This window comes from Halobacteroides halobius DSM 5150, from assembly GCF_000328625.1.
Classification (GTDB): domain Bacteria; phylum Bacillota; class Halanaerobiia; order Halobacteroidales; family Halobacteroidaceae; genus Halobacteroides; species Halobacteroides halobius.
This window is the reverse complement of record NC_019978.1, coordinates 947,338-968,087: the sequence shown is the minus strand read 5'-3', so window position 1 is coordinate 968,087 and position 20,750 is coordinate 947,338. Positions and strand designations below refer to the sequence as shown.

Annotated in this window: 19 protein-coding genes and 1 CRISPR repeat array (1 of these 20 running past the window's edge); all 19 genes read right to left on the bottom strand. The window is 32.1% G+C overall.

The annotated features are described in order from the left end of the window. Positions 1–2: 2 nt before the first annotated feature. Complete coding sequence (locus HALHA_RS04815; RefSeq protein WP_015326667.1) at positions 3–824, bottom strand: PHP domain-containing protein; 822 nt, start codon at positions 822–824, stop codon at positions 3–5. 93 nt (positions 825–917) lie between these two features. Next, positions 918–1,448 carry a spore maturation protein gene (locus tag HALHA_RS04810; RefSeq protein ID WP_015326666.1) on the bottom strand — a complete coding sequence of 177 codons (531 nt, stop codon included), beginning with the start codon at positions 1,446–1,448 and terminating at the stop codon, positions 918–920. A 3-nt stretch (positions 1,449–1,451) separates the two neighbouring features. Continuing rightward, the gene (locus tag HALHA_RS04805) at positions 1,452–2,030 is read right to left on the bottom strand and encodes a nucleoside recognition domain-containing protein (protein WP_015326665.1); all 579 of its coding nucleotides are present in this window, start codon (positions 2,028–2,030) and stop codon (positions 1,452–1,454) included. Between the two features lie 102 nt (positions 2,031–2,132). Next, entirely contained in the window at positions 2,133–4,157 is a 2,025-nt protein-coding gene (locus tag HALHA_RS04800) for a bifunctional 4-hydroxy-3-methylbut-2-enyl diphosphate reductase/30S ribosomal protein S1 (RefSeq protein ID WP_041607669.1), read from the bottom strand. Between the two features lie 153 nt (positions 4,158–4,310). Continuing rightward, complete coding sequence (locus HALHA_RS04795; protein WP_015326663.1) at positions 4,311–5,774, bottom strand: DUF445 family protein; 1,464 nt, start codon at positions 5,772–5,774, stop codon at positions 4,311–4,313. Positions 5,775–5,836: 62 nt separating this feature from the next. Next, positions 5,837–7,279, bottom strand: coding sequence for an ATP-binding protein (locus tag HALHA_RS04790; protein ID WP_015326662.1), 1,443 nt, complete (start codon positions 7,277–7,279; stop codon positions 5,837–5,839). Positions 7,280–7,412: 133 nt separating this feature from the next. Continuing rightward, positions 7,413–8,024 (bottom strand): tetratricopeptide repeat protein, encoded by a 612-nt coding sequence (locus HALHA_RS04785; protein ID WP_015326661.1) that lies wholly within the window; start codon positions 8,022–8,024, stop codon positions 7,413–7,415. An 81-nt stretch (positions 8,025–8,105) separates the two neighbouring features. After that, positions 8,106–8,948: a diaminopimelate epimerase gene (dapF, locus tag HALHA_RS04780; protein WP_015326660.1), complete on the bottom strand. Its 843-nt coding sequence runs from the start codon at positions 8,946–8,948 to the stop codon at positions 8,106–8,108. Between the two features lie 22 nt (positions 8,949–8,970). Next, on the bottom strand, positions 8,971–9,195 hold the full coding sequence (gene hfq, locus HALHA_RS04775) for an RNA chaperone Hfq (RefSeq protein WP_015326659.1): 225 nt from the start codon (positions 9,193–9,195) through the stop codon (positions 8,971–8,973). 74 nt (positions 9,196–9,269) lie between these two features. Then, the gene (locus tag HALHA_RS04770) at positions 9,270–9,473 is read right to left on the bottom strand and encodes a hypothetical protein (protein ID WP_015326658.1); all 204 of its coding nucleotides are present in this window, start codon (positions 9,471–9,473) and stop codon (positions 9,270–9,272) included. 11 nt (positions 9,474–9,484) lie between these two features. After that, a complete protein-coding gene (locus tag HALHA_RS04765; RefSeq protein ID WP_156801210.1) occupies positions 9,485–9,976 on the bottom strand; it encodes a hypothetical protein in 492 nt (163 codons plus the stop codon). A 67-nt stretch (positions 9,977–10,043) separates the two neighbouring features. Next, positions 10,044–10,643, bottom strand: a complete 600-nt coding sequence (locus tag HALHA_RS04760) for a GTPase domain-containing protein (RefSeq protein ID WP_015326656.1) — start codon at positions 10,641–10,643, stop codon at positions 10,044–10,046. Between the two features lie 25 nt (positions 10,644–10,668). Then, on the bottom strand, positions 10,669–11,643 hold the full coding sequence (locus HALHA_RS04755) for an AAA family ATPase (RefSeq protein ID WP_015326655.1): 975 nt from the start codon (positions 11,641–11,643) through the stop codon (positions 10,669–10,671). A 93-nt stretch (positions 11,644–11,736) separates the two neighbouring features. Next, positions 11,737–12,063, bottom strand: coding sequence for a hypothetical protein (locus tag HALHA_RS04750; RefSeq protein ID WP_015326654.1), 327 nt, complete (start codon positions 12,061–12,063; stop codon positions 11,737–11,739). Between the two features lie 28 nt (positions 12,064–12,091). Beyond that, positions 12,092–13,015 carry a tRNA (adenosine(37)-N6)-dimethylallyltransferase MiaA gene (gene miaA / locus HALHA_RS04745; protein WP_015326653.1) on the bottom strand — a complete coding sequence of 308 codons (924 nt, stop codon included), beginning with the start codon at positions 13,013–13,015 and terminating at the stop codon, positions 12,092–12,094. 22 nt (positions 13,016–13,037) lie between these two features. After that, on the bottom strand, positions 13,038–14,873 hold the full coding sequence (gene mutL, locus HALHA_RS04740) for a DNA mismatch repair endonuclease MutL (RefSeq protein WP_015326652.1): 1,836 nt from the start codon (positions 14,871–14,873) through the stop codon (positions 13,038–13,040). Between the two features lie 145 nt (positions 14,874–15,018). Continuing rightward, positions 15,019–17,655, bottom strand: a complete 2,637-nt coding sequence (mutS, locus tag HALHA_RS04735) for a DNA mismatch repair protein MutS (protein WP_015326650.1) — start codon at positions 17,653–17,655, stop codon at positions 15,019–15,021. Positions 17,656–17,785: 130 nt separating this feature from the next. Then, entirely contained in the window at positions 17,786–18,154 is a 369-nt protein-coding gene (locus HALHA_RS04730) for a YlbF/YmcA family competence regulator (protein WP_015326649.1), read from the bottom strand. A 17-nt stretch (positions 18,155–18,171) separates the two neighbouring features. Beyond that, on the bottom strand, positions 18,172–19,500 hold the full coding sequence (gene miaB / locus HALHA_RS04725; RefSeq protein WP_015326648.1) for a tRNA (N6-isopentenyl adenosine(37)-C2)-methylthiotransferase MiaB: 1,329 nt from the start codon (positions 19,498–19,500) through the stop codon (positions 18,172–18,174). Between the two features lie 154 nt (positions 19,501–19,654). Beyond that, positions 19,655–20,750: a CRISPR direct-repeat array (repeat unit 37 nt; unit sequence CTTTCAGTCTCCTACTTAACGGAGCAAGGTTTGTAAC) (it continues 216 nt past the right edge of the window).

The window sequence follows — 20,750 nt, the reverse complement described above, 5'->3', positions numbered from 1 at the left end:
TCCTACCTAACTTCTTTTAATTTCTCTAATAGTGAATAAGGGGCTTTAATCTCTCCAAGTAGCATTCCTGTCTTTCTAGTTGGCCCGTGACAATCGGAACCTCCTGTTATTAATAAATTTTTTTCTTTAGCTAATTGTAAATAATGGTTGATTTCTTCTTGATTATGTTCAGTATGATAAGCTTCTAAACCTTTGGCCCCTGCTGCTACTAATTCTGATAGTAAATCCTGGCGACTTACTAAACCTGGGTGAGCAATAATTGGTATGCCACCTGCTTTTTTAATTAAATCAATTGCTTGAAAGGGAGTCAACTTCTTTCTTTTAACATAAGCAGGAGCAGATCTGCCAATATACTGATCAAAAGCCTCCTCCCATTCTTTAACATACCCTTTATTTAACATAACCTTAGCTAAATGCACCCGACCTAAAGCTGCTTGATCTGCTAAATTAGTTACCTCTTTAAATTGAATCTCTAACCCCAAGTTATTTAGTTTGTTTACCATCTTCTTAATTCTATTAAATCTAGCTTCTTTAAGAGTTGCTAGTTTATCTTTTAAACTTTGTTGCTGATAATCTATATAATAACCTAATACATGAACTTCTGCATCCTGGTAATCTGTATTTAGTTCAATACCAGGTACAAATTCAATTCCTTTTTCTCTTGCTACCTTGGCCCCTTCTTCTAAACCATCTACTGTATCATGATCTGTTATAGCAATAGCACTAAAACCTAACTCTTTAGCCTTAGTCACTAATTCAGTTGGTGTAAAACTTCCATCAGATGCTGTAGTATGTAAATGAAGATCAATATATTTTTTAACCATGATTCACTCTCCTGTTTAATAAATATTAACTATATAATCACTTCCATGTTTATAGTCAAAATTCCTGCTTGATAATTGAAAATAACTATTATCTTAAAAAACTAATTGACAAATGAATATAGTAGCCCAAAAACCTGCTAAATCTGCAATCAAACCTGCTATGATAGCATGGCGTTGATTTTTAATATTGACTGCTCCAAAATAGACTGTTGCTACATAAAAGGTTGTTTCAGTACTACCTTGCATTGTTGAAGCTATTCGACCGATCAATGAATCCGGGCCATATTGTTTAATTAAATCACTCACAAAAGCTAAAGATCCTGTTCCAGATAAGGGCCTTATTAATCCTAAAGGGATAATCTCTTTAGGCACCCCAAGTACTTTTAATGGTGGTTCTAATAAATTTAATAATAAATCTAAAGTTCCAGAAGCTCTAAAAATGCTTATAGCCATTAGCATTGCCACTAAATAAGGTACAATTTTTATTCCAGTATTTAGCCCTTCGACTGCTCCTTCAGTAAAAGCATCATATACATTAATTCCACGCCAGGCTGAAGCTAATAAGATTAAAACTATAATCCCAGGAATAGCCCATTGAGAAAAGATACTAATTAATTCAATCATAATCTATGCACCTAACTTTATAAATACTTTATTAGCTAATACTCCAGCTAAAGTAGAAGCAGCAGTAGCAAATAAAGTAGTGCCTATAATTTCAGTAGGATTACTAGAACCAGCTCCAATCCTTAAAGCTAATACTGTAGATGGAATTAATGTTACACTTGAAGTATTTATTACTAAGAAAGTACACATTGCATCAGAGGCAGTCTTTTTATTAAAGTTAAGCTCTTGTAATTGGTTCATTGCCTTAATCCCTAATGGAGTAGCTGAATTTCCTAAACCTAGTAAATTAGCAGCCAAATTCATCATAATAGCTCCTAAAGCTGGGTGATTTTTAGGTACTTTAGGAAATAAAACTCTTGCTAGTGGTCTAAATAATTTAGCCAATGCTTCTGTTAGATCTGCTTTCTCAGCTACCTTCATTATCCCTAACCATAAAGACATTGGCCCAATTAATTTTATTATTATTTCAATACTATCTTCTGCTGATTGTAAAATAGCAGTTGATACTGCTTGCATTTGGCCCTTAATAGCTGCAACTGAAATACCAATGATTATCATAGATAACCAAATTTTATTAAGCATAATCATCCCCCCTATCTTAAATCTATGTTCTTTATTGGGGGATATGAAAAAAATAGAAATAAAAGGCCCTGACATTAATGTCAGGGCCTTAAGGTATTTAAATTAACTAAATAAATCCTCTAAATCATCTCCAACTAAATCTCCAATAGTAGTTCCATTCTTTTTCTCTTTATCTTGTTGTCTATTATTATTTCTTTTATTAGGTCTAGATTTAGGTTGACGCGCTGGTTGACCTTGACTAGCCGGAGCAGATTCTAACTCCTTGATACTTAGACCAACTCTTCTTTCATTAATATCAATATTAAGGATTTCTGCTTCTACTTCATCTCCTGCTGTAACTACATCTTCTACATTAGCTACATGCTCATGAGACAATTGAGAAATATGAATTAATCCTTCAACTCCTGGCTCAACTTCCATAAAAGCTCCAAAGTCAACTGTCTTAGTAATCTTTCCTGTGACCTTATCTCCCTCATCATACTTATTATCAAATTGCTCCCAAGGATCTGGCTGAGTCTGTTTATAACCTAAAGCAATTCTTTCTTCTGTAGGATTAACTTCTAATACTTTAACTTCAATCTCTTGGCCCTCTTCTAAAACCTTAGAAGGATGTTCAATACGCTGCCAAGAAATTTCTGAAATGTGTAATAAACCTTCCACACCACCTAAATCAACAAAAGCACCAAAATCTACTAATTTAGTAACTTTACCTTCTACTATATCTCCCTTATTAAGAGAATTTAAAATTTCTTCTTTTTTCTTACTAAGTTCTTCTTCTAATATAGCTTTTCGAGAAAGAACTACATTATTATTTTCTTCTTCAACTTCAATTACTTTAAGTTCTAACTCTTGACCTACAAATTGACTTAAATCTTCTACATAATCGACTGCTACATGAGAAGCAGGAATAAATCCTCTTAAACCAATATTAACAACTAATCCACCTTTTACTTCTCTATCTACCTTAGCTGTAATAATTTCTTCATTTTCATAAGCTTCTTTTACTTTGGCCCAAGCAGCTTCTTCATCTACTTTTCTTTTAGATAAAATAGGATGTCCATCTTCACCTTCAGGATTTACTATTTCAACTTCAACTTCTTCTCCTTCACTAAGAATCTCAGAAGAAGCTACTCGTTGAGAACTTATTTCATTATTAGGAATAAATCCTTCCGTCTTAGCACCTATATCTATATAGGCACCATCCTCAGTTAATTGAGCAATCGTTCCAGTTACTCTTTCACCTACTGTTAGTGTAGTACTTTCCTCTGTAGTTTCTTTTTCTTCTACATCTTGCTTTATTTCTGCCATTCGACTAACAACCTCCTTAATTATCCAGTTAGGGGTCGATGCCCCTGCTGTTACACCAATCTTTTTAATATTAGAAAACCAATCTACTTGCAATTCATCTGCTTGCTCAATATGATGAGTTATAGCACCATTTTCACGACAGATTTCTGCTAAGCGATTGGTATTGGCACTATTATATCCACCAATCACTATCATTAGATCCATATCTTGGGCCAATCTAGCTGCTTCATCTTGACGCTGACCTGTAGTAGTACAAATAGTATTGTGCACCTTTAAATCTGATATCTGTGGTAATAAGTAGTCAACTAGTTTTTTAAGTTTATTAAGAGATTGAGTTGTTTGAGCAACAACCCCCACTTTACTTTTTAATTTAACTTCTTTACAATCTGATAATTCTTCAACTACTATTGCTTGGTTATCAGTATGTCCTAAAATACCAATCACTTCTGGATGATCTTTATCTCCACTGATTAAAACCTGATAACCATCTTTATATAATTGTTTAGCCTTTTCTTGTACTCGTTGTACAAAAGGGCAGGTAGCATTAATGATATCTAAGTCTTTATCCTCTGCCTCTTCTATAATACTTGGTCTTACTCCATGAGAACGAATTATTATAGTTCCATCATCTACTTTATCAATCTGATCTATTACTTTAATATCTGCTTTTTTTAATTTGTCAACTGCTTGTGGATTATGTATTAAAGGCCCTAAAGTATGAACTGAATTTTTGCTTTCTTTGCCTTCTTTTAGAGCAAAATCCATTGCTCGGTCAACTCCAAAGCAAAAACCAGCACGTTCCCCTACTTTGATCTCCATTACTTCTACTCCCTCCAAATTAACACTACCAAACATGTGTGTATTATTTCCAAGTACATATTAGTTATACATCTAAATTCTATATTCCATAACTTCCTATAGATATTATAACAGAAATAATAACAAAACTAAAGAGTATTTCCACATTTTTATTTATCCAGTAAGCAAAGAAATAATTGGGGTTATTAATCCCATCATCAAACCTAAAATTGCACCAAACCAAGTAATAGCTTTTAATTCAGTTTCAATTACGTCTAATAATAATCTTTCTACCTCTAATATATTAAATGAATCAATCTTTCTTTTAACCATCTCTTTAAAGTCTATGATAGATAAAATTTCTCCTAATTGGTTTTCTATTATATACTCAAGAATACTTATTACTGCAGCTTCTAGTTCTTCTAATTTAAAAACAAATAAATTAGACAAAAGAAGAGTTAGAGGTTGTTTTAAAAAGCTATCAGTTTGAGTTGTTATAAACTTTTTAATCTTGTTACTCAAAAAGCTTGATTTAGAACAGATTAATTTCTTACTTAAATCCTTAATTTTATCATTTAAATCATCATTATTTATATTTTCTAGAGCCAATTCTTCTAAAGTATCAATCATTACCTCAATTTGTTGGTTAGCAACTATATAATTTGTAATCTTATCAGCTAATTTAGATAAGTTTTCTTCATCTATCTTATTTGCTATAGTAGCTACTTTAGTCTTTAACAAAGAATCTAAAAATTTATTAAGCTCTTTCTTTACCTGCTTTCGATTTTCTGGATCTTCTAAGAATTCAATTAAATAACGTAAGAATTTATCTACAATACTATTTTTAATTCCACCTAACATACCCATTAAAGGATTATCTCCTAATAATCCTTCTAACTTCTGATCTATTTTTTCTTTAATAGAATCTGAAGTAAAAAATTCAATTATTTGTTCTGTAAGTTGGGGTTCATTTTGGGCCAACCATTCTTTTAACTTAATAACTACTTCACTAGGCAAAAGTTCTGCTAACTCTTGCTCACTATTTTTAGCTTCTTCTATATTTGCCTTTAGTAGTAAAAATATTGCCTGTTTAATAGTTGTACTATCTAATTGATCTATTAATTCTTCTTTTAAGTGCAGGTAACTTTCTGAATCCAAATAAGATTCTAGTTGCTCTTTATCTAATCTAGTAAAGAAGTTATCAAGCCAAGATACTAGCTTCTCTTCACTAATCAAATTAGTAGTTAATTTAATAAATAAACCCTCTAAATTACCCTGTAACTTTTCTACTTGGCCCTTAGAAAAGACCTCACTTAAAATTTGCTTTAAGCTCCGTTCCTCTTCTTCTAATAATCTCAACTTTAATCTAATAAATTCTCTTACTTTCTTTTCTACTTCCTTATCTTGTAATAACCGCTGAAAAGCATCAGGAGTCAATAATCGATTACCTACTGCACCACCGATACTTTTAGCTAATTTTTCTCTTCTGCGAGGAATAACCCCTGGTGTAAAAGGAATTTTAATACCAAAGAACTCCTTTTTAGTCAATGGTTTAAATAGCATTTTTATTGCTAACCAATTAGTAAAATAACCTATAATAGCACCTACAATCGGACTAATAATAAATGTTGGATCCATCTTCCTCTACCTCCTATATTTAGTTTTTATTAATTAATCTATTTCTATCCCTATTATTTTAATTAACTTGTGATTGCTTTATATGAGGTATCTAAATTAGAAGTTAATTTATCAACTGCATTTTCTAATTTAATATAAAAGGTTGTCCCTTGTTTATCACTTTCAAACCAAACTTCTCCTTTATATAACTTAGTTATAATATAATAAGTAATTGTTAAACCCAATCCTGCTCCGTTTCTTCCTTTACTAGAAGAAAATACATCAAAAAGATTATCTCTTATTTCTTCTTCTATTGGGGGGCCAGAATTATAAATACTAAAGAGAATATTAGTCCCTTCAACCCAAGACTTAATTTTTATCTCTTTTATACCATTATGACCTTCTAAAAATTCTATAGCATTTTCAATAATATTTAATAAAGCTTGGATAATAATCTTTTTATCAGCCATTATTTTTGTCTTATTATTTTTTGCTTCTACTAATAATTCAATCCCCTTTTGTTGGCATTCTTCTTGAATCAGACCTGTGATTTCAGCTAATAATTCATTAACGTATAATTTAGTAGGTTTTATTCTTTCTCCATCAAATAATTGAAAATTATCATTTAATAAATTATCAATCTTTCTTATCTTACTACTAATTTCTTCAAAGTAAAAGCTTGTATCATCAGTCTGTGACTTTAATCTTCCTATTTCACTTGCAGCCATAATCTCTTGTAAAGGATTTCTAATCTCATGAATTATTCGAAAAGCCATCTCTCTTACCTTTTCTATTCTTTGTGCCTGTCTTAACTTATTACTATACCGCGTTATTTCTTCTATATCTATTACAAATGTTAAAGCACCTATTAACTTATCTGCTAGTTCAAGGGGAAAACTGATTATATCTATTATTTTAGATTCTTCTGTCTTCTGGATTGTGATAAACTTTCGAGCATGAATAAATTTATTTTCTTCCTTAACCTGTCTTTCTATTGTTCTTAAATCATTACTTTTATCTACAGAAGATTTTAAAAATGAATCTACGGATCTTCCAACTACATCTTCTAATTGTAAACCATTATCTTTTAAAAGGGCTTGGTTTATATACTGAACTATATCATTTGCATCTGACAAAATTATACCAACTTGGTGCGTATTCATTAATGAAGATTCCTTTAAAAATGCACTAAGATCACTTACTCCCGTTAACTTCCGATCCATAACTAACCCTACAGTAATAACTCCTTTAGTTTGAGCATCAATTATAGTTGGCAAATTATAATATATTACACCTTGTTCTCTATAAATTTGATAGCCATAAGTCACCTCACCTACAGTTAATGTCTCTAGAATTGATATTTTCTTTAAAAATTTAATTTCTCTTATATTCTTCTCTATCAATTGACCTAACTTTTCATCAATTAAACCCCACTGTCCATTCGTCTTAACTATCTTTCCAGTATCATCTGCTATGATTACAAATCCAGGGTGCTTATCTACTATAAACTCTAGAATATCTCTCATCCCCTATTTAGACCTCCTCTATAGCCCCAATAACACTACATTATTTACTCTATTTGTCAGTAATTCGATAAATTATTAGCTTTTCCTCCTACTAAATTTAATAATTCAAAAATAAAAAGACGGCTCTAACCGCCTAAAAGAATAAATCAACTGCTTTCTTTCCTTTTCCTATATGATACATAGCTTTAAGTATATTTCCTTGCTTATAATAATTAACTCCTAATAAAAAATGTGTATAATCATTATCTTCTATAGTTAATGATTTCTTTAAATTTTTTTCTGCTTGTTCATATTTTTCCTGCTTATATTGAGTGACTGCTAAATAATTATAACTCCAGATATTTTTACTATCTATCTGTATTATTTTCTGAAATAAATCTTCTGCTCTGTTATATTGCTTAGCAATATAATAAGCAAAAGCTAAATAGTTAATCGTCTGTATATCTGGCTTACCTTGCTTCATCTTTTTCTGATAGGTAACAATTACTCCCTTTAATTTTGTTTTCCAGTCTTCTCTACCTAATTCTTTAAATGATTTATTACCTGCTTCAATTTTACCTAAATTAGCATAAGCAACTGCTAACTTGTATTTTTCTTTCATATTCAGACTATCTTTTTGTAATAATCTTTTACTTCTAGTTATAATCTTCTGCCACTGGGGTTTAAATTTACTTTGTGCTTGTATTTGTCCATTGCTTAACAATATAAAACAAATTAGGGCCAAGCTAAATAACTTTCTCTTCATCTTTAGTCCCCCACTCTCAGCCTTAAATAATTTACCTACCACTAAAATAAAAAGGCGAGAATAATTTCTCGCCTTAAGAATTTATAACTTCCAATCTCCAGTAAATACTTCAGTAGCCGGTCCACTCATATAAACATGATTATTATTTGCATCCCATTCAATTACCAAATCTCCACCTAATAAGTGAACCGTTAGCTTATTAGCTGTTAAATTATTTAAAATGCAAGCCACTGTAGAAGCGCAAGCTCCTGTCCCGCAAGCTAGGGTAACTCCAGCTCCACGCTCCCAAACTCTCATTTCAATCTCTGTATCATTAACTACTTCAATAAACTCTACATTTATGTCCTCAGGGAAGGCATCATGAACCTCAACCTTAGGTCCTAATTCTTCTACTGGAGCTTTCTTTATATCATCAACAAAAATAATACAATGAGGATTACCCATTGAGACACATGTAACTTCAACTTCTTGTCCAGCTACATTAATCTCTGCTCCTACAACTTGGTCTTGCTCCTCTCCAACCATAGGTATCCTACTTCTTTTTAACCTAGGTTCTCCCATATCAACTTTAACTAATTCAACTTTATCATTATTAACAATTAATTGAGGTTTAATAATCCCAGCTAAGGTTTCAACATTGATATTTAACTTATCTGTTAAACCTCGTTCAAAAAGATATCTAGCAAAACATCTAATAGCATTCCCACACATTTCTGGTTCACTACCATCTGGGTTAAAGATTCTCATTCTAAAATCTGCTTCATCTAATTGAGAAGGTAAAATCAAAACTAACCCATCTGCTCCTACACCAAAATTACGGTCACAAATCTTAGTAGCTAACTTACTTGGCTCCTCTACTTCTTCTTTAAAACAATTAACTAGTACAAAATCATTTCCTAGACCATGCATCTTAGTAAATCTCACTACTCTTTCCTCCCTTATAACCTTATTCAAATAAATTATCTATTCCTTTAGCTGGAACTACAGTAGAAATAGCATGCTTATAAACTAGTTGTTGGCCCTTATCAGTTTGAACTACTACAGTGAAGTTATCAAATCCTTCAATCATTCCTGATAAACGTACTCCATTTACTAAAAATATTGTTACTTTAATATCTGCTTTACGAGCCTGATTTAAGAACTTATCTTGTAGATTGATTTGCCCAGACATATAATCCCTCCTTTTTTAGTATATTATAAAATTATCTTCTTTATCTTTGTCTAAATTTATACTTTCTATACAACTTAACTTTTTTCCTCCTTTAAAGAAAAATTATCCATCTTATTATTACATAATAAACAATTTCCTTGCTGTAGACTCTGTTGTCTATAAATTAAAGGAGCTGCAAAAAAGCCTTCTTTAAATCCTCTTTTATATCCTAAAAAACGACCTAAAAAATAACCAAATATTAAAGAAACTAATATTGATAAAATAAATAAAAAGTTCAATTGAACACCTCCTAACCTAAGAAAAATGAAACTACTGGAGTAACAATTATTATTATTATAGCTAATTGCCAATTGATAGCTACAGCAATACCAAAGCATAACATTGCTAATAGAAAGGTTCCTACTTTATCTAAATAATTCACAAAGTTACTTTGATTAACATATCTCTCTACATGATAATCAATATAATCATCAACTAATTGAATAAATAAAATTATTGTTAAAGAAAATAAAAAATCTTTAATTCCAAAGATCCAAAAACCTAAACCAGCCATAAATACTGATTCCTGATATCCTCTCATCCCCGAAGGTAATGGATCGCCACTAAATCCCATTCCTATAATATAACTCGCCCAAAATAAAGAAATAGGCACTTTAGAATTAATCACAACTGCAAAACTAAATAATAATAAAGTATAGGGTAAGACTCCTCTTTGTAGCTTAAGCGCTAAAGTGCTTCTATTATTTAATCTATCTATCTCTTGGTCTAGATAATCATCCATCAGTTTTATTACTAAACCAGCTAATAAAGCAGCTACAACTACAGCAAATATACTCCTCCCCTTTCTTTTAAATATTCTTTAGTAGAAATGACTTAACTTCAACAAATCCTTGTTGGTAGAGTGCTGAAATAGGAAAAACTATATTTTCATCTACTAAATCGTGTAATAACTTTAAACTTTGGCCCTGAGTATCTAAATCTACTTTATTAGCTAAAATACTATAACCAGTCTTAAGATTTAAGAAATTATATAATTCCTGGTCTATCTTCTCTAAACCTTCTTCTAAATCTAATTTGCTTAAATCTATCATATGTAAAACAATTTGACTATTAAATATTTGTTGCAGTGTTTGGGACATAGCTTGCCTAGTTTCTTGTTTAGAATGAATGCCAGATACTAATCCACATGTATCAACTAAATGCATTACTTTATCTTGTTTACCAACAGGTAACTTAAGCTTTATACTTTGTAGCTCCTTAGTTGTATGAGAATTAAAAGAAGTTAAATACTGGGAAGCAGTATCTAATTTATAAGTTTCAGTAGCAGTAAATCCTGCTGGTCTTTTAACCAATAATTTAAGCTCTCCAACCCCTAAATATTGGGCAAAATTAATTAAAAAAGATGTCTTCCCTACATTAGGCTGTCCGATTAATATTGCTGAAGTCATTATCCTCCTCCCCAACACAAATATTTTAATAAATTTCATCAATAGTTAACTGATGTAAGTCTGCTTTGGTAATAGTAATTAATTCTTCTTTCTTAATACTCTTTAAATCAGCCAACCTAGTCGCTTGCTTACGAAGTAATCTCTCTATAATATTTCTTACTGTTCTAGCATTCCCACTATCAGTTCCTTTTTCTTGTCTGATTTTAGCCAGTAAACTATAAAATTTAGTTTCCGCTTGAGAAGTCAACTCATATTCTCTATTCTTTAACATTAAGCTAGCAATCTCTACTAATTGATCAAGTGTGTAATCTTCAAATTCAATCTGAATCGGAAATCTAGACTTAAGTCCTGGATTGGTACTTAAAAAATGATCCATCTCTTGTGGATAACCTGCTAAAATAATAATTAAATTATCTTTATTATCCTCCATCTCTTTAACTAAAGTATCAATAGTTTCTTTACCAAAATCTTTTTTTCCTCCCCGGGCCAAAGAATAGGCTTCATCGATAAATAAAATCCCACCTAAAGCTTTATCTATAACTTCTCTAGTCTTTTTAGCTGTATGTCCAATATACTCCCCTACTAAATCAGCTCTTTCTACTTCTTGTAACTCTCCTGTCTCTAAAACCCCTAATTCTTTAAATAACTTCCCAAATATTCTAGCAACTGTAGTTTTTCCTGTGCCTGGATTTCCTTTAAAAATCATATGCAAAACTAAAGGATCTGACTTTAAACCTCTTTGTTTACGCACCTGCTGAATTTTAACAAATGCTTTTAATTCTTTAACTAATTCTTTTATATTATCTAATCCTACTAACTTATTTAACTCATCAATAACTTCTTTAATCCGATCTTGTTGAGAAGAAACCCCTTCTTGTGCCCCTATTTGCTCTACTTCCTCTTCTTTTATAGACTTAAATACCTTAGAAATAGAAATCTGCCCTGCTTCAAAAAGACGAAGTACCTCCTTTCTAGAAGAATTAGTATTATTTAAGGGCATCTAATCCCCCCTTTCTTTTAATATATGTTTCTTAGAAAATAAAAAGAATCAAAAAAATAAAAAGAGGCGTATCTAATACACCTCTAAACAAATTTATAAACTATACTCGATATTTCCCTTTGTATTTTCACACTTATTACATAATAATCTTACTTCTTGATCAGAAGTAAAAATATCATCCTTTAGTATTTTATTAACTAATTGATAATCATTACATAATTCATAACTACAACAAATCCGGCATAAATAACCTTCAATTATTGGACAATAGGTGTAACTATCATGTTCTCTAGCTTGACAAGAACAAGCTTGACAACTAACTTCTTGAGGAGTAACTTTTTCTTTCTCGGCTAGTAAGTCTAAATCGGAAGTTCCATTTAATTTACTAACTAACTTACCTACCTCTTTACTATACTTCATATAAATTTTGGCCTCCTAGCAAAATTACCTAATTAATTAGTTGCTTAACCTCTGTGACTAACTCCTTAAATGAATAGTCCCCTACATCAAACCAATGAATACTATCATCACGCTTAAACCACGTAAGCTGGCGTTTAGCAAAATGACGAGTATTACGTTTAATTAATCGTACTGCCTCTTCTAAATCATATTCATCTTCAAAGTATCCTATGAGTTCTTTATAACCTAATCCTTGCATAGAAGTTAAATCTCGGCTATAACCTTGGTTATATAATTCTCGTACTTCCTTAACTAAACCTTCTTCGATCATTAGATCTACTCGTTTATTAATTCTTTCGTATAATTTTTCTCTATCTCTTTTTAATCCAATTTTAACTGCTTGATAACGAGGAGGCCGCTTTTTAGCTTCTTCCTTAAAATGAGTAATAGTCTTTCCTGTCTGTTGATAAACCTCTATTCCTCTAATCACGCGCCGGATATCATTAGGATGTAATTTATCAGCTAAAGTAGGATCTATTTCTTTTAATTTATCATGGACAAATTGAGTTCCCTTTTCTTTAGCTTCTGCTTCTAATCTATTTCTTAATTCCCAATCCTTTTCCATCTCAGGAAATAGAAAACCTTGAATTAAAGCTTTAACATATAATCCTGTCCCTCCAACTAAAATAGGTAACTTATCTCGCTGACTAATTTGAGGAATTAATTGATCAACCCGCTCTTGAAAATCAGCTACACTAAACTCCTGGGCAGGATCTACTATATCAAGCATATGATGAGGAACTAATTTCTGTTCTTGAGGTGAGGCTTTAGCAGTTCCAATATCCATCTTTTTATAAATTTGCATTGAATCTGCAGAAACAATCTCACCATCTAAATCCTGGGCCAAGGTTAAAGATAATTTAGTCTTTCCTACAGCAGTTGGTCCAACAATTGCTACAATTGATTCTCGCACAATATCCCCCTTCTAACTAATTTTATCTTCTTTTAAATTTCTTTTCTAATTCTTTTTTTCCTAAATGCATCATTACTGGTCTTCCATGAGGACAATTAGTTACATCATACTCTTTAATCTGTCCTAATAAATGATTCATCTCAGTCGTTGATAACTTATCTCCACCTTTAATAGCTGTTTTACAAGCCATCATAGTGATAAATCCTTCTACCAATTGATAATTTTCTGTAACCTCTTGAGCTAATAAATTATCTATACTATCTAAAATCAATTGTTTATCATCTAAATTATAAAGTTGAATTGGTACTCCTCTAACTAAATAACTACTTTCCCCAAATTCCTCTAAATTAAAACCTAATCCCTCTAATCTTTCCTTCCTTTCTTTTAACAATTGGACTTCTTGGTAAGTAAGATCTAATTGCAAGGGTACTAATAATTCTTGAATCTGAATCTCTTGTTTCTTAAACTTACTTAATAATTGGTCATAAATAATCCTTTCATGAGCGGCATGCTGGTCTATAATATACATCCCATCTTGTCCTTGAGCTACAATATAAGTTTGATGGATTTGACCAAGTGCTACTAGATTAAATTTATCATTATAATTATCCGCTTCTTCTTTTATCTTAGACTTTTTATTATTATTCTCTACTTGAGGCTGATCTACTCTAAATAATTTGTCAATTTTTTCAGCCCGCTCCTTTTTAGTATCTCGGCTAGAAACATTACCTGTGTTAGGTTTTGTATTATTTGTGTTACTAGTCTTTAAATTCAATTCATCCTGCTTAAATTCCTCTTTTTTAACCTTCTTTTTTTGGTTAATTTTTTGTTGCTTATCATTTTCTTCTAACTTTAGTTTAGGAACTAAATCACTTTCTTTAATTGCCTTACTAACACCATCTTTAACTAATTCATAAACTACATTCCCCCGACTAAATTTAGCCTGCAACTTCGTAGGATGAATATTAACATCTACATGGACTGGATTTAATTTTAACTTAAGAACTACAATTGGATAACGATCAATGGTTAATAAAGTATGGTAGGCTTCTTTAACTGCTTTACTCATTAAACCACTTTTAATAAATCTATCATTAACAAAATAAGACTGGTGGCGCCTAGAAGAGCGGGTTATAGTAGGTTTAGAGATATAGCCAGTTAATTGCATATAATTATCCTGATAGTCAACCTCAATCATCTCTTTAGCTACATCCCGACCATAAATATTAAAAATTACATCTAATAAATTTCCATTTCCTGTAGTCTCTACAATCTGACGATCATTATGCATTAAAGAAAAACTAATCTTAGGATAAGCTAAACTAAGTCGATTAATGATATCACTTATATGGCCAATTTCAGTCGAAGTCTGCTTTAAATATTTATATCTAACTGGAGTATTAAAGAAAAGATCACGTACTATAATATTAGTTCCTTTTCTACAACCACAACTCTCTCTTGCTTTAACTTCTCCTCCGACTATCTGTAGTCTTGTTCCACTTAAACTATCTTCAGTCTTACTAATCATCTCTACTTTAGATACAGCAGCAATACTTGGCAAAGCTTCCCCTCTAAACCCTAAAGTTCGTAAAGTAAATAAATCATTAGCCCGACTAATCTTACTAGTAGCATGGCGTTGAAAAGCTAATTTAACCTCATCTTCAGCTAAACCTACCCCATTATCAATAATTTGGATTAAATCTTTTCCACCATTTTTTACTTTAACTTCTATTTTGCTACTTCCAGCGTCAATTGAATTTTCTACTAATTCTTTAACTACTGAAGCAGGTCTTTCAACTACCTCCCCAGCTGCTATTTTATTAGCTACTTCTTTTGATAAAATTTGGATTTGGCCCACTAGCTTCACCTCCCAATCTAATTTATAATTAACAATTGACAATGTACAATTAAAACCATATACAGGGCACGCCCTGTCTCTACATTTATTAAATATAATGGTTTATGCTTTTGAACTCTAATTGTAAATTGTTCATTATTCATTATCAATTAACCTCTTCTTGGGCCTTTTGTTGTAATTGATGTAGTTTATTCATTGCTTCTAAAGGAGTTAAAGACATAATATCTAATTTACTTAACTTTTGGACTACCTCACTAGTCTGGCCTTGGAATAGGGCCAATTGTCCTGCTTCTTCTTTAATCTGGTTTTCTTTCTTTTGCGATTGGTTTGTATCTTCTGTAACCTTCTTGTCTTCTTCCTCTTCTAACCAGTCTAAAATCTCTTTGGAGCGATTAGTTACTTCACTTGGTACTCCTGCTAATTTGGCTACTTCAATCCCATAACTTTGGTTGGCTTCTCCTGGGATAATCTTATGTAAAAAGACCACATCATCACCTTCTTCTTTAACAGCTACATTATAATTTCTAACCCCAGGCAGTCTCTCCTCTAGTTCAGTTAATTCATGATAGTGGGTGGCAAATAAAGACTTGGCCCCAATCTTTTCTGGATTAGAAATATATTCAGTTACGGCCCAAGCAATACTTAAGCCATCATAAGTACTTGTCCCACGACCTACTTCATCTAAAATAATTAAGCTATTAGCAGTAGCATTATTTAAAATATTTGCTACTTCATTCATCTCCACCATAAATGTACTCTGTCCTGTAGTTAAATCATCAGAAGCTCCTACTCGAGTAAAAATCCGGTCTACAATACTTAACTTTGCTTTATCTGCTGGTACAAAACTACCTATCTGGGCCAATAAAACAATCAAAGCTACTTGGCGCATATAAGTTGATTTTCCTGACATATTAGGACCAGTAATAATTCCAAACCGATCACTTTGCTGATCAAGATAAGTATCATTCGGTACAAAAACTTCTTCCTCCATCATCTCTTCTACTACAGGATGACGACCAGCCTCAATATCAATTTGATCATCAGTATTTAATTGCGGTTTAGTATAATCATTATTTAAGGCTACTTCAGCTAAAGATAATAAAGCATCTAATTGGGCTAATATAGTGGCAGATTTTTGAATTCTTTCTGTCTCTTGAGCTACTTTATCTCTAATTTCAACAAACAATTTATACTCTAATTCCTTACTATTCTCCTGAGCCCCTAAAATTACTGATTCTTTATCCTTTAATTCAGGAGTAATATAACGTTCACTGTTACTTAAAGTTTGTTTTCTAACGTAATCCTCAGGTACAGCATCTAAATTAGCTTTAGTTACCTCAATATAATAACCATGGACTTTATTATGACCTACTTTTAAAGAGCTAATTCCGGTTCTTTCTCGCTCTTGCTTTTGTAAATCTATAATCCATTGCTTACCATTTTCCATAGCCTCTAATAATTCATCTAACTGATTATCATATCCTTTTTTAATAATACTTCCTTCCGTTAAAGTAGTTGGTGGGTCTTCTTTAATAGAATTTTCAATTAAGCAAGCTACATCTTCTAGTTTATCTAAATTATCTTGTAACTTTTTTAATTTAGGCGTCTTAAATTGGTCTAAAACCTCTTTAACCTCAGGTAAAATATGTAAAGAGCTTTTTAAAGATATCAAATCACGAGCATTAGCAGACCCATAAATAATCTTACCTAATAATCGCTCAATATCATATACTTCTGTTAATAATTCTTTAAGCTCTTCTTTAGCAAAAATATTCTTGGTAATTTCTTCAACCGCATCGAGACGGTATTCAATCCTGTCTAATTCTAATAGGGGTTGTTCAACCCACTTTTTTAGCTTTCGTCCTCCCATAGCTGTTACTGTTTGATCTAGGACCCATAATAGACTGCCTCGTTTACTTTTATCACGCATTGTTTGAGTTAGTTCTAAATTTCTGCGTGTATTAGCATCTAAAACCATATAATCAGTCGTTGAATAAGTTGCTAATTGATTAATATGATTTAAACTTCTCTTTTGCGTTTCAACTAAAAAATCTAAGATTGCTCCAGCAGCCTGGATAGCTAACGGTAACTCTTCACAACCAAATCCTTCTAAATTAACTACATCAAATTGATCAGTTAATAATCTATAAGCTTCTTTGGTTGTAAAGCCTTCTTTAGTCTTAGATAAAATAGGATTTAACTGATTATCAATAAATTCTATAATTTCTTCCGTTTCTTCTACTTTATTATCTAATAATATTTCTGCTGGATTAATCCGTGATAGTTCATCAATTACTTTATTTATTTGGGTTGGCCCGTCTAATTGAGTAGTCACAAATTCACCTGTAGAAACATCAACTACAGCGAAACCAAAACCATCCTGATTTCCTATTATAGCAGCTAAATAATTATTATCCTTATCCTCTAATAAGTCATTATTAACCACTGTACCTGGCGTCACAACCCTTACTACCTCTCTTTTTACTAATCCACTTGTTGCCTTAGGGTCTTCTACCTGTTCACAAATTGCTACCTTATACCCCATCTCAATTAATTGAGCTATATAGGATTCAGCAGATTTACAAGGTACTCCAGCCATTGGAGTTTCTTCTCCACTTCCTTTGTTGCGAGCAGTGAGGGTCAATTCTAATTCTCTTGCTGCTATTTGAGCATCCTTAGCAAACATCTCATAAAAATCACCTAATCTAAAGAATAAAATCTCTTCTTGATAATTATCTTTTATTGAAAAATACTGCTGCATCAATGGTGTTAAATCCGACACTTTTCTCCCTCCTAGTATCCTAATTAACAATATCTATTATGCTAAATTTTAAGCTATAGGCTTTATTATATCATACTCTAGATAAATAAAAAACCTCTAAGCCAATTGGCTTAGAGGTTAATTGATGAGGTTAGCAGCAACCGCCACCGCATCCTTCAGCATCATTTTCTTCTTCTGGACTTAAAGCTCCAGAGATAACTTTATTAACAGTTTCCATTACTTTATTAAACTTCTGTTGCGCATCCATTAGTTCTTTAACTTTAGTATTCTCTTGCATTTTAGCTTGAAGTGCTTGTAGATCATTTTTCATATCTTCATTTACTTCTTGCCCATTCATTTGTGCCATTTGTAATTTTCTTTGTTCAGCTTGATATTGCTGTAGAAGTTGCTGTGCAGACTCATCTTTAGATACTTCTGCTTCAGCATCCCTTAGGTTACTATATTCTTCCGAATTAACAATAGCATCAGCTAAATTTTGTGCTTTTTCCATAATTGCCATAAGTAAAATCCCCTTTCTTAATTTACAATCTTACCAAATAAAGTCCAACTTTGTGCCTTGTTTATCTTAACATTAATTATCTCGCCTGTCAAATCTTGATCCGATTCGATGATAACAATCTTATCAGTTCTGGTTCTACCAGATAACTTATTAGGGTCTTTTTTGCTTGGCCCGTCCACTAAAACTTCTACTATTTCACCTTTTAATTTCTTATTTTCTTCTAATCCAATCTTACTTTGTAAATCTAATAACCTTTGGTGGCGTTCTTTTTTCTTTTCTTCTGGAACTTGTTCTTCCATTTTAGCAGCTGGGGTTCCTGTTCGCTTAGAATAAATAAAAGTAAATGCTCTATCAAATCTTACCTGCTTGTATAATTCCATAGTTTCAGCAAAATCTTCTTCCGTCTCTCCAGGAAATCCAACAATAAGATCAGTACTAATTGCTGCTTTAGGATTTTTAGCTTTTAGTTTTGTCACTAAATCTAAGTATTCCTCTTTAGTATAACCACGATTCATCTTTTTTAAAAGTTTATCACTTCCTGATTGAATTGGCAGATGGAAGTGTTCACAAACATTTTCTAAATTAGTTACAGCTTCAATTAATTTATCACTAAAATCTCGTGGATGTGAAGTCATAAATCTAATTCTAGGTAATCCCTTAATTTTATTTACCGCAGTTAATAAGTCAGCAAAATCTAAATCTTGACCTAGATCTTTTCCGTAAGAATTAACATTCTGCCCCAGTAACATTACTTCTTTAACTCCATCAGCTACTAATTTTTTAATTTCCTTAATAATATCTTCTTGTGATCTACTTCTTTCACTTCCTCTTACATACGGAACAATACAGTAGGTACAATAATTATCACAACCGTGAATAATATTAACCTTAGCTTTGTGATCTTCCTCACGGTTTGTTGGCATATCACCAATTACTTCTCTAGAATCATCCCAAACTTCAACTAAACTTTGATTTTCAGCTTTAATCTCTTGTAATAGCTCAGGAAAACGATGAATATTATGTGTCCCAAAAACAATATCAACAAAATTATATCTTTGCTTTATCTTATTTACTACCTCTTCTTGTTGCATCATACAACCACAAATTCCTACAATCAAACCTGGATTTTCTTTTTTTATCTGTTTTATTTCACCAAGCTTTCCAAAAACCTTAAGCTCAGCATTTTCTCGCACACAACAAGTATTTAAAATAATAACATCTGCTTTTGCTAATTCATCAGCTGGCTTATACCCTATATCCTTTAAAACTCCAGCTAATTTTTCTGAATCATGTTCATTCATCTGACACCCGTAGGTCCTTATGAAATATCTTCCCTCTGTTGACATATGTATCGCTCCTTTTATCCTATCATCTATATAAACTCAAGTTTATTATTTGTTTTAGCCTAAATAATATTATACCATAGAAAGATAACATTGCAAAACTATCTTATTTTATACGCTTTAGCTTTAATAAATAAGCTTGTAACTTAACTTATATCTTTCAGTCTCCTACTTAACGGAGCAAGGTTTGTAACAGAGTTAGACCTACAGAAGTTTGCTAAGGAAGAATTAGCTTTCAGTCTCCTACTTAACGGAGCAAGGTTTGTAACAGAGTTAGACCTACAGAAGTTTGCTAAGGAAGAATTAGCTTTCAGTCTCCTACTTAACGGAGCAAGGTTTGTAACAAGGTGCTTTGACTAATGATGGAGCACGACTCTTAATGTGCTTTCAGTCTCCTACTTAACGGAGCAAGGTTTGTAACAAAGTTTAAAAAAATCAAACCGGAGCTTAAAGCAATAGTCTTTCAGTCTCCTACTTAACGGAGCAAGGTTTGTAACGGCTACTTAATCGAACGAAAAAATCCTAATAATAAATCTTTCAGTCTCCTACTTAACGGAGCAAGGTTTGTAACAGAAGAAAAGCAAAAATTAGAGCTGGAGAATAAAAAGACTTTCAGTCTCCTACTTAACGGAGCAAGGTTTGTAACTCTTGATTGTCTACTGAATAACTTCCTGTCTTTCTAATGGCCTTTCAGTCTCCTACTTAACGGAGCAAGGTTTGTAACCGTCTACGTCAAACTGGTTCCAACTGCTATTCTGATTCCGCTTTCAGTCTCCTACTTAACGGAGCAAGGTTTGTAACAGTTAGCATTAAGTTGAGCTTCCCATGTTAAGTAACCCTTTCAGTCTCCTACTTAACGGAGCAAGGTTTGTAACTCTTGCCAGCTGTCACACTTATTTCATCACTTATTCTTTCAGTCTCCTACTTAACGGAGCAAGGTTTGTAACCAACTATACTAATATTTCTATCACTCATCCCCTGTCGTCTTTCAGTCTCCTACTTAACGGAGCAAGGTTTGTAACGTAGCAGCTATGGCTTACAAAGCTTGGAATGAGAATTGCTTTCAGTCTCCTACTTAACGGAGCAAGGTTTGTAACGTTAAGGCTTTCGTCTGTTCTGATCGCCACTCCTGTACCTTTCAGTCTCCTACTTAACGGAGCAAGGTTTGTAACATTAAAAAAACGGTAATTTTATATATAATGTTATGTAGGCTTTCAGTCTCCTACTTAACGGAGCAAGGTTTGTAACGACGG

Coding starts and splice junctions, on each gene's coding strand:
- HALHA_RS04730 (WP_015326649.1), bottom strand. CDS start 18,154: ATGGCAATTATGGAAAAAGCACAAAATTTAGCTGATGCTATTGTTAAT.
- hfq (WP_015326659.1), bottom strand. CDS start 9,195: ATGTCTGGGCAAATCAATCTACAAGATAAGTTCTTAAATCAGGCTCGT.
- HALHA_RS04760 (WP_015326656.1), bottom strand. CDS start 10,643: ATGACTTCAGCAATATTAATCGGACAGCCTAATGTAGGGAAGACATCT.
- HALHA_RS04785 (WP_015326661.1), bottom strand. CDS start 8,024: ATGAAGAGAAAGTTATTTAGCTTGGCCCTAATTTGTTTTATATTGTTA.
- HALHA_RS04795 (WP_015326663.1), bottom strand. CDS start 5,774: ATGGATCCAACATTTATTATTAGTCCGATTGTAGGTGCTATTATAGGT.
- HALHA_RS04815 (WP_015326667.1), bottom strand. CDS start 824: ATGGTTAAAAAATATATTGATCTTCATTTACATACTACAGCATCTGAT.
- HALHA_RS04805 (WP_015326665.1), bottom strand. CDS start 2,030: ATGCTTAATAAAATTTGGTTATCTATGATAATCATTGGTATTTCAGTT.
- HALHA_RS04790 (WP_015326662.1), bottom strand. CDS start 7,279: ATGAGAGATATTCTAGAGTTTATAGTAGATAAGCACCCTGGATTTGTA.
- HALHA_RS04765 (WP_156801210.1), bottom strand. CDS start 9,976: ATGGATGATTATCTAGACCAAGAGATAGATAGATTAAATAATAGAAGC.
- HALHA_RS04800 (WP_041607669.1), bottom strand. CDS start 4,157: ATGGAGATCAAAGTAGGGGAACGTGCTGGTTTTTGCTTTGGAGTTGAC.
- HALHA_RS04755 (WP_015326655.1), bottom strand. CDS start 11,643: ATGCCCTTAAATAATACTAATTCTTCTAGAAAGGAGGTACTTCGTCTT.
- HALHA_RS04750 (WP_015326654.1), bottom strand. CDS start 12,063: ATGAAGTATAGTAAAGAGGTAGGTAAGTTAGTTAGTAAATTAAATGGA.
- miaB (WP_015326648.1), bottom strand. CDS start 19,500: ATGTCAACAGAGGGAAGATATTTCATAAGGACCTACGGGTGTCAGATG.
- HALHA_RS04810 (WP_015326666.1), bottom strand. CDS start 1,448: ATGATTGAATTAATTAGTATCTTTTCTCAATGGGCTATTCCTGGGATT.